This window comes from Pseudomonas sp. EA_35y_Pfl2_R111 (genome assembly GCF_963970955.1).
Lineage (GTDB): Bacteria > Pseudomonadota > Gammaproteobacteria > Pseudomonadales > Pseudomonadaceae > Aquipseudomonas.
In genome coordinates this window covers 1,304,417-1,318,859 of record NZ_CAXAOM010000001.1, presented here as the reverse complement: position 1 = coordinate 1,318,859, position 14,443 = coordinate 1,304,417, and the positions used below count along the sequence as shown (strand labels likewise).

14 protein-coding genes are annotated in these 14,443 nt (G+C 60.9%); 8 read left to right on the top strand and 6 right to left on the bottom strand.

Going from position 1 to position 14,443, the window contains the following annotated elements:
• Positions 1–24: 24 nt before the first annotated feature.
• Entirely contained in the window at positions 25–2,340 is a 2,316-nt protein-coding gene (locus tag AACY25_RS06370; protein WP_339523855.1) for a YgiQ family radical SAM protein, read from the top strand.
• Between the two features lie 152 nt (positions 2,341–2,492).
• On the opposite strand, the gene AACY25_RS06365 is transcribed toward AACY25_RS06370, so the two are convergent.
• The 4 genes from AACY25_RS06365 to AACY25_RS06350 form a co-directional block, all read right to left on the bottom strand.
• Positions 2,493–3,758 (bottom strand): Hsp70 family protein, encoded by a 1,266-nt coding sequence (locus AACY25_RS06365; RefSeq protein WP_339523205.1) that lies wholly within the window; start codon positions 3,756–3,758, stop codon positions 2,493–2,495.
• Positions 3,759–3,917: 159 nt separating this feature from the next.
• On the bottom strand, positions 3,918–4,874 hold the full coding sequence (locus AACY25_RS06360; protein WP_339523204.1) for a lysylphosphatidylglycerol synthase transmembrane domain-containing protein: 957 nt from the start codon (positions 4,872–4,874) through the stop codon (positions 3,918–3,920).
• Between the two features lie 145 nt (positions 4,875–5,019).
• On the bottom strand, positions 5,020–5,457 hold the full coding sequence (locus AACY25_RS06355) for a YqaA family protein (protein WP_339523203.1): 438 nt from the start codon (positions 5,455–5,457) through the stop codon (positions 5,020–5,022).
• A gap of 24 nt (positions 5,458–5,481) precedes the next feature.
• Positions 5,482–6,210, bottom strand: a complete 729-nt coding sequence (locus AACY25_RS06350) for a VC0807 family protein (protein WP_339523853.1) — start codon at positions 6,208–6,210, stop codon at positions 5,482–5,484.
• Between the two features lie 332 nt (positions 6,211–6,542).
• Between AACY25_RS06350 and AACY25_RS06345 the strand changes: the two genes are divergently transcribed.
• The 7 genes from AACY25_RS06345 to AACY25_RS06315 all read left to right on the top strand — a co-directional run bounded on the left by AACY25_RS06345 (position 6,543) and on the right by AACY25_RS06315 (position 12,070).
• Positions 6,543–7,484 (top strand): substrate-binding domain-containing protein, encoded by a 942-nt coding sequence (locus tag AACY25_RS06345; RefSeq protein WP_339523201.1) that lies wholly within the window; start codon positions 6,543–6,545, stop codon positions 7,482–7,484.
• A 104-nt stretch (positions 7,485–7,588) separates the two neighbouring features.
• Positions 7,589–8,356: a substrate-binding periplasmic protein gene (locus AACY25_RS06340; protein ID WP_339523200.1), complete on the top strand. Its 768-nt coding sequence runs from the start codon at positions 7,589–7,591 to the stop codon at positions 8,354–8,356.
• Between the two features lie 54 nt (positions 8,357–8,410).
• A complete protein-coding gene (locus tag AACY25_RS06335; RefSeq protein WP_339523198.1) occupies positions 8,411–9,166 on the top strand; it encodes a substrate-binding periplasmic protein in 756 nt (251 codons plus the stop codon).
• 72 nt (positions 9,167–9,238) lie between these two features.
• Entirely contained in the window at positions 9,239–10,237 is a 999-nt protein-coding gene (locus tag AACY25_RS06330) for a type II secretion system F family protein (RefSeq protein ID WP_339523197.1), read from the top strand.
• A 106-nt stretch (positions 10,238–10,343) separates the two neighbouring features.
• Entirely contained in the window at positions 10,344–11,207 is an 864-nt protein-coding gene (locus AACY25_RS06325; RefSeq protein WP_339523196.1) for an isocitrate lyase/PEP mutase family protein, read from the top strand.
• Positions 11,208–11,281: 74 nt separating this feature from the next.
• The gene (locus AACY25_RS06320; protein ID WP_339523195.1) at positions 11,282–11,548 is read left to right on the top strand and encodes a DksA/TraR family C4-type zinc finger protein; all 267 of its coding nucleotides are present in this window, start codon (positions 11,282–11,284) and stop codon (positions 11,546–11,548) included.
• 75 nt (positions 11,549–11,623) lie between these two features.
• Positions 11,624–12,070 carry a hemerythrin domain-containing protein gene (locus AACY25_RS06315; RefSeq protein WP_339523194.1) on the top strand — a complete coding sequence of 149 codons (447 nt, stop codon included), beginning with the start codon at positions 11,624–11,626 and terminating at the stop codon, positions 12,068–12,070.
• A 98-nt stretch (positions 12,071–12,168) separates the two neighbouring features.
• Here the strand turns inward: AACY25_RS06315 and AACY25_RS06310 are convergent, their stop codons facing one another.
• Together AACY25_RS06310 and ureC are read right to left on the bottom strand one after the other, a co-directional pair.
• Positions 12,169–12,633, bottom strand: a complete 465-nt coding sequence (locus AACY25_RS06310) for a hypothetical protein (RefSeq protein WP_339523193.1) — start codon at positions 12,631–12,633, stop codon at positions 12,169–12,171.
• 101 nt (positions 12,634–12,734) lie between these two features.
• Positions 12,735–14,435: an urease subunit alpha gene (gene ureC / locus AACY25_RS06305; RefSeq protein WP_339523191.1), complete on the bottom strand. Its 1,701-nt coding sequence runs from the start codon at positions 14,433–14,435 to the stop codon at positions 12,735–12,737.
• Between the last annotated feature and the right edge of the window lie 8 nt (positions 14,436–14,443).

The window sequence follows — 14,443 nt, the reverse complement described above, 5'->3', positions numbered from 1 at the left end:
CTACACCGGTTACTTTCCATGTCCATGCAAACCGCCAAGCCGTTATTCGATTATCCAAAGTATTGGGCCGAGTGTTTCGGGCCGGCGCCTTTCCTGCCGATGAGCCGGGAAGAGATGGATCAGCTTGGCTGGGACAGCTGCGACATCATCATCGTCACCGGTGACGCTTATGTGGATCACCCCTCCTTCGGCATGGCGATTATTGGCCGGCTGCTGGAGTCGCAAGGCTTTCGCGTCGGCATCATTGCCCAGCCGAACTGGCAGTCGAAAGACGACTTTATGAAGCTCGGCGAGCCGAACCTGTTCTTCGGCGTCGCGGCCGGCAACATGGATTCGATGATCAATCGCTACACCGCCGACAAGAAAATTCGCTCGGACGACGCCTATACCCCCGGCGGCATGGCCGGTAAGCGTCCGGACCGCGCCAGCCTGGTGTACAGCCAGCGCTGTAAAGAAGCCTACAAAAACGTGCCGATCGTGCTCGGCGGCATCGAAGCCTCGCTGCGCCGTATCGCCCACTACGATTACTGGCAGGACCGCGTGCGCAACTCGATCCTGATCGACGCCAGCGCCGACATCCTGTTGTACGGCAACGCTGAGCGCGCCATCGTTGAAGTGGCCCAGCGCCTCTCCTACGGCCACAAGATCGAAGACATCACCGACGTGCGCGGCACCGCGTTTATCCGCCGTGATACGCCGCAGGGCTGGTACGAGGTGGACTCCACCCGCATCGACCGGCCGGGCAAGGTCGACAAGATCATCAACCCGTACGTGAACACCCAGGACACCCAGGCTTGTGCCATCGAGCAGGAAAAAGGCCCGCAGGAGGATCCGAACGAACCGAAGGTCGTGCAGATTCTCGCCAGCCCACGGATGACCCGCGACAAAACGGTGATTCGCCTGCCGTCGATGGAAAAGGTGCGTAACGACCCGGTGCTGTACGCCCACGCCAACCGCGTGCTGCACCTGGAAACCAACCCGGGCAACGCCCGCGCGCTGGTGCAGAAGCATGGCGAAGTGGATGTGTGGTTTAACCCGCCCCCCATTCCCATGACCACCGAAGAGATGGACTACGTGTTCGGCATGCCCTATGCGCGCGTCCCGCACCCGGCGTACGGCAAGGAGAAGATTCCGGCCTACGACATGATTCGTTTCTCGGTGAACATCATGCGTGGCTGCTTCGGCGGCTGTACCTTCTGTTCGATCACTGAGCACGAAGGGCGGATCATCCAGAACCGCTCGGAAGAGTCGATCATTCGCGAGATCGAAGAGATCCGTGACAAGGTGCCAGGCTTTACTGGGGTGATTTCCGACCTCGGCGGGCCGACCGCGAATATGTACCGCATCGCCTGCAAGAGCCCGGAAATCGAATCCGCGTGCCGCAAGCCGTCCTGCGTGTTCCCCGGCATCTGCCCGAACCTGAATACCGATCACTCGTCGTTGATTCAGCTGTATCGCAGCGCTCGCGCCCTACCGGGTGTGAAGAAGATTTTGATCGCGTCCGGTCTGCGCTACGACCTCGCGGTCGAGTCGCCGGAATACGTTAAAGAGCTGGTGACCCACCACGTCGGTGGCTACCTGAAGATCGCCCCGGAGCACACCGAGGAAGGCCCGCTAAATCAGATGATGAAGCCGGGCATTGGCTCGTACGACAAGTTCAAGCGCATGTTCGAGAAGTACTCGAAAGAGGCGGGCAAAGAGCAATACCTGATCCCGTACTTTATCGCTGCGCACCCAGGCACCACCGATGAGGACATGATGAACCTCGCCCTGTGGCTCAAGGGCAATGGCTTCCGCGCCGACCAGGTGCAGGCCTTCTACCCGTCGCCAATGGCCACCGCCACCGCCATGTACCACTCCGGTAAGAATCCGTTGCGCAAGGTCAGTTACAAGAGCGACGGCGTGACCATCGTCAAGAGCGAGGCGCAGCGCCGCCTGCACAAAGCCTTCCTGCGTTATCACGACCCGAAAGGCTGGCCGATGCTGCGCGAGGCATTGGAGCGTATGGGCCGTGCCGACCTGATCGGGCCGGGCAAGAACCAGTTGATCCCGCTGCACCAGCCGGCCACCGACAGCTACCAGAGCGCGCGCCGCAAGAACTCGACGCCGGCTGGCAGTCATAAGGTCGCCAAGGACACCACCAAGAGCAAGCCGATGCTGACTCAGCACACCGGCTTGCCGCCGCGTGACACCGGTTCTGCGGGTGGTAACCCCTGGGACAAGCGAGAGCAGGCCAAGGCGGCCGCGCAGCTGCGTAACCAGCAGGCGGCCAAGGAGCGCGCCGACGCCGCCAAGGGCAAAGGTAAGAAGCCGGTGAAAAAACCGGCCGTGCCGCGCTGATTCTGCCGGAATAAAAAACGCCAGCTTCGTGCTGGCGTTTTTTATGGTGGAGGCAGGGGCCGCTGTTCAGCTGTGTAGGGTGGATGGCGCTTTTCTCATCCACCACAGCGCCGCTCGCAGTGGATGGATAACGCGCCATCCACCCTACGGCCTTAGCCGTAACGCTTCTGCGCTTCGATGGCCAGGCCGCTGCCAATGCTGCCGAAGGTGTTGCCTTCCACATGGCGGGCGTTGGGCAGCATCGCCGCAACGCTCTGGCGCAAGGCTGGGATGCCGCTGGAGCCGCCTGTAAAGAACACCGTATCGACCTGAGCCACACTGACTCCGGCATCGCTGAGCAGTTGCGTGACGCTGGCGCGCACGCGCTCCAGCAGTGGCTCAATGGCGCCTTCGAACAGCTCACGGTTCAGCTCGGCGACCAGGCCGTCTTCCAGGCGGCTGAGGTCGATCGGGCGTGCGTCCTGCTCGGTCAGGGCGATCTTGCTTTCTTCTACCTGCATGGCCAGCCAATGGCCGTCGCGGCGTTCTATAAGCTGGAACAGGCGATCGATGCCAGTCGGGTCGACGATGTCGTAGCGCATGCTCTGCAGCTGGCGTTGCGATTGAGCCGAATACACCGCGTTGATGGTGTGCCAGGTGGCCAGATTGAGGTGCGTGCTGGTAGGCATCGGCGCATCGCTTTTCATCCGGCTGCCGTAACCGAAAAGCGGCATCACGCCGGCCAGGGAGAGCTGCTTATCGAAGTCGGTGCCGCCGATATGCACGCCGCCGGTGGCGAGGATATCGTTATGCCGGTCGGCCACCGCGCGGCGTTCGGGCGCTAGGCGTACCAGGGAGAAGTCCGACGTACCGCCGCCGATATCGACGATCAGCACCAGCTCTTCGCCGCTGATGCCCGACTCATAGTCGAAGGCCGCGGCAATCGGCTCGTACTGGAACGACACATCCTTGAAACCGAGCTTGTGCGCCACGGCCACCAGGGTGTTTTGCGCCTCCAGATCGGCGACCGGATCGTCATCGACGAAAAACACCGGGCGGCCTAACACCACTTCCTCGAATGCTCGGCCAGCTACAGCTTCGGCGCGGTTCTTCAGCTCGCCGATAAAGAAACCGAGCAAGTCCTTGAAGGGCAGGGCGCTGCCCAGCACCGTGGTCTCGCTTTTCAGCAGCTTGCTGCCCAGTAGGCTTTTCAGCGAGCGCATCAGGCGCCCTTCATAACCTTCCAGGTATTCCTGCAGGGCCAGACGGCCATACACCGGGCGGCGTTCTTCGAGGTTGAAGAACACCACCGAGGGCAGGGTGATCTTGCCGTCTTCCAGTTCGATCAGGGTTTCGGCGCCGGGGCGCAGCCAGCCGACGGTGGAGTTGGAGGTGCCGAAGTCGATGCCGCAGGCGCGGGCGGGCGTAGAAAAGGTCATGCGACGCGCTGTTCCTGAATAATTACCAAGAGGTTTTTAGGCATCGTCCAGCGATGGCCTGAGAATGCTCGTCATCGCGAGCATGAGCCCAAAAACGGCCGCGCATTCTATGCGAGTGCGCAGCGCAATGCTGCCCTGGCGAACCGCTGTTTGTCCGGTTTAGGGCAGGGGCGGATTATTCGGCGGTGTGCGCCGGCTTTGCCACTGCGTCCACTCGAAGCCGAGCACCACCAGCAGCGACAGGGCGAACGGCAGCAGCAGGTAAAAACAGCGGAACACGATCAGTGCGGCGAGTACATCTACCGCCGGCAGTTCGGGCATCGCTGCAAGGAAGGTCACTTCGAGTACGCCAAGACCGCCTGGGGCATGAGACAGCAGCGCCAGCGAGAATGAGGCGAGAAACACGCCGAACACCACCAGATAGCCAGGGTTGTTCTCAGCTGGTAGGGCGAAGTAGATGATCGCTGCGGCGCAGGCCAGCTCCAGCGGGCCGGCCAATAACTGGCGAGCGACAATCCCCAGGCGCGGGTACTCGATACGCAGTTTGCGCCAGTGCCAGGGTTTGAAGCGCCGCCAGGAGCCGAGTACATACAAGGCGACCAGCAGCAGCAAAAACACGCCGATGACTTCGGAGACCAGCGGGGAGACCTTGCCCACGCGGTGGATCAGGTCTGGCTGCAGCACCAGCACGCAGCCGCTGGCCAGCAGGGTACCAAGGACGAAGGTGAAGGAGCAGAAGACGATCAGGAGGCCGATTTCCTGAGGTGTCATACCTTTGCTGCGGTAAGCGCGATAGCGCACCAGAGCGCCGGAGAACACCGAGGCGCCGATGTTGTGAGCCAGCGCATAGGTGGTGAAGGAGCACAGGCTGATAAAGCGCCAGGGAATGTTTTTGCCCAAATGAGCCAGGGCGATGCGGTCGTACCAGGCCAGGGCGCAGTAAGCCCCGAGGGTAGCGCCTGCGGCCAGAAGCCAATCCAGGAGCGGAATGGCGCGCAGGCTGTCGGCGATTTCATCCAGCGAGATTGTGCGTACCTGGTGATAGAGCAAGTAGCACGACAGCAGCACGGCTCCGAGGCCCACCAGGGTCCAGATCAGGTCGCTCCTTTTCATCACGGGTGCAGTTCCACTGAGTTCACTCCTTCGCTCTGTGGTGCCTCGCACACGACCGGTGTGAAGGCTGCGCAGTATCGCGGAGGTTTCGCCGATGCTCAACCGCATGTGGGAGTGAGGTTACGGCCTATGTCGCACCTAGGTTAACTCAGCTCCAGCCCAGGGTCAGTGCTGCCAATACCGAATAGCGGGCGGTTTTTGCCAGGCTGACGATCAGCAGGAAAACCCACAGGCGTTCGCGCATTACGCCAGCCACAAGGGTCAGTGGGTCGCCGATAACCGGCACCCAGCTCAGCAGCAGCGACCAACGGCCGTAACGCGCATAGCCGCGCTGCGCCTGTTGCAGGCGTGCATCGCTGACCGGGAACCATGGCTTGTGGCGAAAGTGTTCGAGGTAACGGCCGAGCAGCCAGTTGAGCAGAGCGCCAAGGATATTGCCGGCGCTGGCCACGGCCACTAGGGCCCAGGGCGAATAGGCGCCGCTAAGCAGCAGTGCCACCAACACGCTTTCCGATTGCAGCGGCAGCAAGGTGGCGGCGCCCAGGGCTGAAATAAACAGGCCTAGGTAGGCAGAGAGCGTCAGCATCCCGAGTGCTTCGAGCCCGTTGGCTTAGGGCTGTTTTTCCTGCTCGGCATTGGCCATCACGTCTTCCAGCTTGAGGCCGGTGAGGCCGTGGATGGTGCGCCACAGGTAATAAAAGATGGCCATCAGCATGATCATCGAGGGGATTGCGATCATCGGGTAGCTGAGCAGATTCATCCGCCCGAGTTCAGCATTGAAGGCCTCGCTGCCGGCGGGGCTGATGACAATCCACTTGGCCAGAACGAAGTTCATCGCCGAGGAAAAGAAGAAGGTGCCGCTCAGCCAGTAGGTGGCGCGCAGCAGGCGCGTTTCGAACAGCTCGGTATTGCCGGCTTGTTCCAGACGCTCATGAATCTTGTCGACGTTGAGCACGGTCTTGTTGAACAGCATGGTGCGAATCAGCGGGAAACGGGTGCGGGTCGATATCAGTACCGCGATGCCAATAATGCCGGGGATTGCCGCTTCCTTGATCGCCAGCCACTGGTTGTCCAGCTTGAGTAGACCAATGCCACCGGTAAGCAGCACGCTGACCAAGCCGAGCAGGGCGATAAAGTTGAATTTGCGGTACTTGAGCAGCTCGAAACTGCCCCAGGCCAGCGGGAAGGCCAGCGCCAGCATCAGCGCACCATCGGCACCGAGCTTGGTCTCGCTGCTGAGCTTCATCAGAATCAGTGAGGGAATCAGGATGCTGACCAGTAAATCGATCAGCGGACGGGGCTTGTGCGTTGGCTGAGTGCTTTGCGTGGTATCGGTCATGTCATTCAAGGTGCAGGAAAGAAACACGATCATCGCCTGCTTGGGCGACAGCTGCCAGCCCAGCCGTCGCCTGGAGTGTGAAAAATAATTGCCGGCACGCATTTTCGCGTTGCGCAACAACCGCCCAGCGGTGCCCAGAAAAAACCGCTGGTCATAAAAAGCTGGGCGGATTGGCTGCTACTGTTTTGACTTACGGTTTTTTGGCAGATGACCGCTAGTCCTGTGCACAGCGCGGCTAATAGCCTGATGCTAAAGTGCTATTAGGCATTCTACGTTAACGCCTACGCCTGTTTTAAACGTCCATGGCGTGGCTTGATCTAGGAGTGATGCAGATGTCCAGCCGAAGCCAATCGAACTATTTACTGCTCTTTCTTCTGCTAAGCAGTTGGTCCACCCAAGCGATGGCAAAGGACTGTATCGGTGTGGTGGCAGCGGGGGCCACGCCCTTCTGGATGCAGGTAGAGGCGGGCGCGCGGCAGGCGGGCCAGGCGCTTGAGCTGGATGTGCATATCCGTGGACCAAACCGTGAGGGGCGGGTGGAAACGCAATTACAAATGATCAACTGGGTGCTGGCACATGGCTGCAAGGCATTGGTTATCGCGCCGAGCGGCCCCGAGATTGCGTCGCGAGTGCGGCAGTTGGCCCTCAGCGGAGTCGACACCATTTACTTTGATCGCAATCTGCCGGGCAGTGAGGTACGTGGTGTGGTTGCCACCGATAACTTCCGCGCCGGCGAGCAGGCTGGTCAGGCTTTGGCAGCGGCGCTGGGTGGGCAAGGCCAGGTGGCGTTGCTGCGTTTGCGAGCCGGTGTGCCGTCAACCAGCGAGCGTGAGCGAGGCTTTCGCCAGGGAGCGGAAGCCGGCGGCTTGAATATTCTGGTTGATGCCCATATCGGCGACGACAGCCAGGCTGCCGTGGAGGCGTTACGTGAGCAACTGCCACAGCTGGATGGCGTATTTACCCCTAACAGCACCAGTTCGCGCGCAGCTCTTGCAGCGTTGCGTCGGCTCGGCAAAGCGGGGGCTTTGCTGCATGTTGGCTTCGATGCTGATCCGCTGCTAATCGATGCGTTGAGCAAAGGCGAGATTCACAGCCTGATGGTTCAGCAGGCCCATGCTATCGGTTACCAGGCCGTCGAATTGGCGGCGAAAAGTTTGCGTGGTGAGCTGCCGTTGCAACCAGTAAGCGTCGCCTTGCAGGCCAAGCGGGTTAATCGCGATAACCTTGCGCAATGGCAGCGGATGCTCAAATTAGAGCTGTCCGCGAGCCCCTAGCCATCGTCCCGCTGCACCGCATAACTGGGCTGGTTGGTGGGCTGATGGCTGTTTATCATTCAGCCTCTTGCTCCATGATTCTTATGTTTTTCAGGTATTACCCAATGCGGTTGAAGTTTTGGCTCGGTGTGTTGTTGCTTGGTTGCGTTACCCCGGCTTTGGCAGCTGAGTTGCGTCTGTATACCGAGGAATACCGGCCACTGAGCTATATCAAGGACGGCAAGCTGACCGGCATGGCGGTGGAAGTGATCGAGCTGCTGATTCAGCGTACGGGGCAGGAAACGCGCATTGAATTGGTACCCTGGACTCGGGGTTATCACCAGGTACAACACGAGGCCAACAGCGGTTTGTTTTCCACGGTGCGTACCGCCCGGCGTGAGGCGTTGTTCCAGTGGGTTGGACCCATTGCCCGCGGGCACACCAGCTTCTATGCGCGGCGTGGTGCCGGGTTAAATGTGCGCACGTTGCAAGATGTTGAGCGCTTCAACACCCTCGCCGTCCCCAAGCAGTGGTACTCCTATGAATACCTCAGTGATCAAGGCCTGAAAAACCTCTATGGCGTGCCAACGCCTCAGCACATGATGAAGATGTTCAAGCACGGCCGTATCGAGTTGCTGCTGGCTAACAACCTGGCCCTGGATGACATGCTTGCTCAGCAAGGCATGCGCCGTGATGAAGTCGAATGGCAGTTCACCCTGATGGACAACAATTCCTATATCGCCTTTTCCAAAAGCACCGATCCAGCCCTGGTTCGGCAATGGCAGCAGGCCCTTGATGAATTACTGCGCGACGGCAGCCTGGAGCGCATCCATCAGCGCTGGTTTGCCCAGCCCTTCTCCATACCTGCGCCTGGCGAGCCGTTAGCGCATTAATGCGAACTTGCCCGGCTCTAGGCTAGTCTGAAGCCAGTACCGGGAGAACCTACTTTGCTGAAATCACGCGGCGCGCTGTTGCTTTTGCTGCTGGCCTGTTTGGCCGGGCCTGCGCTTGCCGATTTGCATTTGCTCACCGAGGACGCACCGCCGACCAGCTTTAGCCGCGATGGTGAGCTGCACGGTTTGGCCGTAGAGGTGGTGCGTGCGTTGATCGAACGTACCGGCGACTCCGGTGAGATTGAGTTGCTGCCCTGGACGCGCGCCTATCACCTGGCTCAGCTCGAGCCTGATACGGCGATCTTCTCCACCGTGCGCACCCCGGAGCGTGAGGCCAAATTTCAGTGGGTCGGCCCACTGCTGATCGGCACCACAAGCTTCTACTCGCTGAAATCGCGCAACTTGCATTTTGACAGCCTGCAGCAGGCTGCCGAAAGCGGCCCGCTGGCGGTGCCGAAACAGTGGTACACCTTTGAAACCCTGAATGCGCGTGGCTTCAAGAATATCTATGGGGTCACCAGCTCGAAGAATATGGTGACCATGCTCAAGCATGAGCGGGTGCAATTGATCGCTACAGAAGACCTAACCCTCAAGGAAGAACTGGCTACCGGAGGTTTGCGCCCAGAGCAGGTGCAGGCGCATCTGCCCTTTATGCGTTCGGCCTATTACATCGCCTTCTCCCTGCAGACCGATGCGGCGCTGGTTGAGCGTTGGCGGCGCGCCCTCGATGAAATGCACCAGGACGGCAGTTTCGCGCAGATATTCCGTCGCTGGCTGCCCCATGCCGAGTTACCGACGACCACCGAATAGTCCGCTGCTGCGTGCCACGCGGCCTGTTAGTCTGGCGTCTTTCGCGTCGTTCTCTCCTCGCTGAGCCTGCCTATGCCCACCTCACGTCCTGCCCTGCTTGATCTTGCTGCGCGCGCGCAGTTGTTTGGCCATCTGGCGGCCATGGAGAAAGCCGGTGTGCCGGTCGAGCGGGCGCTGCTCAGTGTACAAGTGCCGGCGCGTGCCAGGGCGGCGCTAGCCAACCTGCAAACACAGATCGCAGGCGGCGGCGATATGGCCAGTGCCGGGCTGCGCAGCGGCTTGTTCACCCAGCTGGACAGCACCTTGCTACACGCCGCTCAGGTCAGTGGCTGCTTGGCGGCGGTTTATCAGCGTCTGGCCGACCGTTACAACCATCGGGCGCAGCAGGCCGCCGCCGTAAAATCACGCCTGCTGATGCCGGCGGCGGTGTTGGTGCTGGCGCTGTTTATCCAGCCGCTGCCGGCGTTGGTCGGCGGTCAGCTAAGCATCGCCGGTTATCTGTGGGGCGTACTGGCGCCGTTGCTGGTGCTGGGGGCTTTGCATGGTCTGGGTCGTGGGCTTTATCTGCGGCGTGAGCACGCGCCCGCTGGCGCTGCTTCGCCGCTCGATGGTCTGCTGGCGAGCTTGCCGATCGTCGGCCCCGCGCTGCTACGGCGTAATCTGCGGGATTTCTTCGACAGCCTGGGACTGATGCTGGAGGCTGGCATGCCCATGCTTGAAGCCTTGCCGAAGGCCTGCGCGGTGATCAGCCATGCGCCGCTGCGCAGACGCTTCAGCAGCGTAAAGGTAGCAATTCAGCGTGGTCAGGGACTGGCTCAGGCATTGGCGTCTGTCGATTTTCCCGGGCAGGGGCTGGCCCTTGGTCTGATCCGCACCGGCGAGGCGAGCGGTACCCTGCCGGCGAGTCTGCTCAACTACGCCGGGGTGGAAACCCAGAAGCTGGATAGCCTGACCGAGCAGCTGGCTAGCTGGCTGCCGCGTCTGCTGTATGCCGGCGTGATGCTGTGGATGGCTTATGGGCTGCTTACTGGTGCCGGCTTTGGCCCGCGACTGCCGGTCGAACTGCAGTAGCACGCTGTTGTCGGCTACTGAAAGGCAAGCGCAAGGTTGCTGGTTGATAATGTAGTTTTACTACATAATTGCTTGTCCTGACCGACCCTGACCGATGGTGCATTTTATGCAAAGAGCCTCGCATCACGACCTCCGTGCGCAGTTCCGCGCGCTTCTTGCCGCAAATCGCTGTTATCACACGGCCTCTGTATTCGATCCCATGGCCGCTCGGATTGCGGCTGATCTAGGCTTTGAAGTCGGCATTCTGGGCGGTTCTGTAGCTTCACTACAAGTTCTGGCCGCACCTGATTTCGCCCTGATTACCCTCAGCGAATTCGTCGAGCAGGCCACCCGCATTGGCCGGGTCAGCCGTCTGCCAGTGATCGCCGATGCCGACCACGGCTACGGCAATGCGCTCAATGTGATGCGCACAGTGGTCGAGCTGGAGCGCGCCGGGATTGCCGCGCTGACCATCGAAGACACCCTGTTGCCCGCGCAATTCGGCCGTAAGTCCACCGACCTGATTAGCATTGATGAAGGTGTTGGCAAGATCCGCGCGGCCCTGGAAGCGCGGGTTGATTCGGAACTGGCGATCATCGCCCGTACTCACGCCGGGGTGCTGGAGGTCAGCGAGGTGATTCGCCGGACCCAGGCCTATCAGGCGGCCGGTGCTGATGCCATCTGCCTGGTCGGTGTCGAGGATTTTGCCCACCTGGAACAGCTTGCCGCCGCCCTGAGTATTCCGCTGATGCTGGTCACCTACGGCAACCCCAAGCTGCGCGACAACGCGCGCCTGGCCAGCCTCGGCGTGCGCATCGTGGTCAACGGCCACGCCGCCTACTTCGCGGCGATCAAGGCCACCTACGACTGCCTGCGCGAGCAGCGCGGCGTCGATGCCCGCGACCTTAGCGCCACCGAACTGACCCACACCTACACTCAGCCCGAAGACTACATCGTCTGGGCGCGCGAGTTTATGCAGGTCAAGGAGTAGGGCGACCGCGTGCTCTTGAGATTCGCCGGCAGACGGCGCATATCTACAGGAGCACACAACGGAGGACGAGGCTGATGGCCGGTGGCTGGGCAAATGACGGCGCGGTACAGGAGCAGATCGACAGCAGCATTGAGGACGCCATCCAGCGCGCCCGCCGCCAGCTGCCGAGTGGCGAAAGCCTGAGCCATTGCGAAGAATGTGACGCCGCCATCCCCGAGGCGCGGCGCAAAGCCATCCCCGGCGTGCGCCTGTGCGTGGCCTGCCAGACCGAGCACGACAAAGAACAGGCCAAATTCAACGGCTATAACCGCCGGGGCAGCAAGGACAGCCAGCTGCGCTGAACAAGCGATGCGGCACTTTCTGCTGGTTATGGCGGTCATAGCGGGGTGTATCGATGATCACGGAAGAGGTAACCCATGACAATTTTCGAAGCCTTGCGCATCAGCCACGACCGCCAACGTGAGTTGGCCGAAAAAATGGTGGCGACCAGCGGTGATAGTCCTGAGCGCGAGGCCCTGTTTGCCGAGCTTAAAGACGAGTTGGCAGCCCACTCAGTGGCCGAGGAGCGGCACTTTTATATTCCGCTGATGCAGGATGACCTGGGCGTCGACCTTTCACGTCATGCCATTGCCGAGCATCATGAGATGGATGAAATGGTTGAGGGGCTGGAAGAAACCGATCTCAGCAGCCCTAGCTGGTTGGTCCAGGCGAAGGCCTTGTCGGAGAAGGTGCACCATCACCTGCAGGAGGAAGAGCAAAAGTTTTTCCAAATGGCCGGCAAGTTATTGAGTGAGGCGCAAAAGAAACAACTCTCAGGTGCCTATCTCAGCACCTATGACGAACAGAAAGTCGCGGCAAATTGAGCCCCACGTGGCCCTCGCTTAGCGTACGGGCTTTGCCGTTTAAACACGCACTGTTTGCTAGCTTGGTCTGCCGGCTCGCGCATGACCGGCTTATACGATCAGGGCACTACAGAGTAGCCGCGCCCGCTCATGCAATTGATGTAGGCCTGCTGTGAATCGGCGCTGCTTTCGGCGTTACGACGATTCTCGCGGCGGTCCTGGCGCTGGCGCGAGCCGCCCACGGCCACACCAACGGCCGCCGCATCACGCGCCCTGTTTTGCCGATATTGTTGTTTTACGTCGTCATCCACGCGGTCATAGATCTCGTCATGTTGATTGCCGCGGATCTGTGCGGCCGTTGCGCCGACGGCGGCGCCCTTGGCTGCACCGCGTAGCCGCTCTCCGCCTACGGAGTTGCTGTCAGGTTGTTGTTGGCTACTTCCAGACTGCGCCTGACAGGCGGCGGTATCACTTTGAATCTGTTCAGAACTCTGGCCTTGCAGGGGCGTCAGTGTTTCCGCCTGGGCCAGTGGCAGGCCGAGCAGCAACAGGGCGCCGAGTAGGTAGCGAGTGGGCGCGTGCATAATGTCGGTCTCTCGGAAATGGGGTAAGCCGTCACTATAGCCCCGGCATAGACTGCGGCCATTGCAGTCTCGAGATTGCCGACGAGTGCAGCCGCCAGGCTTCAGAACAGAAAATAGCGCTGCGCCATTGGCAGCACGTCGGCCGGCTCACACCAGAGTAATTGGCCGTCAGCCTTGACCTGATAGGTCTGCGGATCCACGTCTATAGTCGGCAGGTAGTCGTTGTGGATCAGGTCGGTCTTTTGCACCGCGCGGCAGCCTTTGACCACGCCGATCTTCTTCTTCAAACCCAGCTGCTCAGGTACGCCGGCATCAAACGCCGCCTGGCTGATAAAGGTGATGCTGGTGGCATGCCGGCTGCCGCCGTAGCTGGCGAACATCGGTCGGTAATGCACTGGCTGCGGGGTGGGGATCGAGGCGTTGGCGTCGCCCATCAGGCTCGCGGCAATCGCCCCGCCTTTCAGAATCAGGGTCGGTTTGACGCCGAAAAACGCCGGGCGCCAGAGCACCAGGTCGGCCCATTTACCCACTTCGATGGAGCCCACTTCATGGCTGATGCCGTGAGTGATCGCCGGGTTGATGGTGTATTTGGCGATATAGCGTTTAACCCGGAAGTTGCTGTTGCCAGGGCCGTCGCCGTCCAGTGGGCCGCGCTGTTTGTGCATCTTGTCGGCGGTTTGCCAGGTGCGGGTGATCACCTCGCCGACACGGCCCATGGCCTGGCTGTCGGAGCTGATCATCGAGAACGCACCGAGGTCATGCAGGATGTCTTCGGCGGCAATGGTCTCGCGGCGGATACGGCTTTCGGCAAAGGCCACGTCCTCGGCGATGCTCGGGTCGAGGTGGTGGCAGACCATCAGCATGTCCAGGTGTTCGTCGATGGTGTTCTTGGTAAACGGCCGGGTCGGGTTGGTCGAGCTCGGCAGTACATTGGGGAAGCCGCAGGCCTTGATGATGTCCGGTGCGTGACCGCCGCCGGCACCTTCGGTGTGATAAGTGTGGATGGTGCGGCCCTTGAATGCGGCCAAGGTGGTTTCGACAAAGCCGGACTCGTTGAGCGTGTCGGTGTGAATCGCCACTTGTACGTCGTACTGGTCGGCCACGCTCAGGCAGTTGTCGATGGCCGCCGGGGTGGTGCCCCAGTCTTCATGCAGCTTAAGGCCGATGGCGCCGGCCTTGACTTGCTCGATCAGCGGCTCCGGCAAGGAGGCGTTGCCCTTGCCGGTAAAACCCAGGTTCATCGGGAAAGCGTCGGCGGCCTGGAGCATGCGCGCCATGTGCCAGGGCCCGGAGGTGCAGGTGGTGGCGTTGGTACCGGTGGCCGGCCCGGTACCGCCGCCAATCATGGTGGTGACGCCGCTCATCAACGCCTCTTCGATCTGCTGCGGGCAGATAAAGTGGATATGCGTATCTATCCCACCCGCCGTAAGGATCATGCCTTCGCCAGCGATTACCTCGGTGCCGGCGCCGATGGCGATGGTCACGTCGGGCTGGATATCCAGGTTGCCGGCTTTGCCGATGGCGGCGATGCGCCCGTCTTTAAGGCCGACGTCGGCCTTGACGATGCCCCAGTGGTCGATGATCAGCGCATTGGTGATCAGCGTGTCGACCACCTCGGCGGCGCACAGTTGGCCCTGGCCCATGCCGTCGCGAATCACCTTGCCACCGCCAAATTTCACCTCTTCACCGTAGGTGGTGAAGTCTTTTTCAACTTCGATCCACAGCTCGGTATCGGCCAGGCGCACCTTGTCGCCGACGGTGGGGCCGAACATATCGGCGTAGGCTTGGCGGGAAATCTTCATCGACTCGA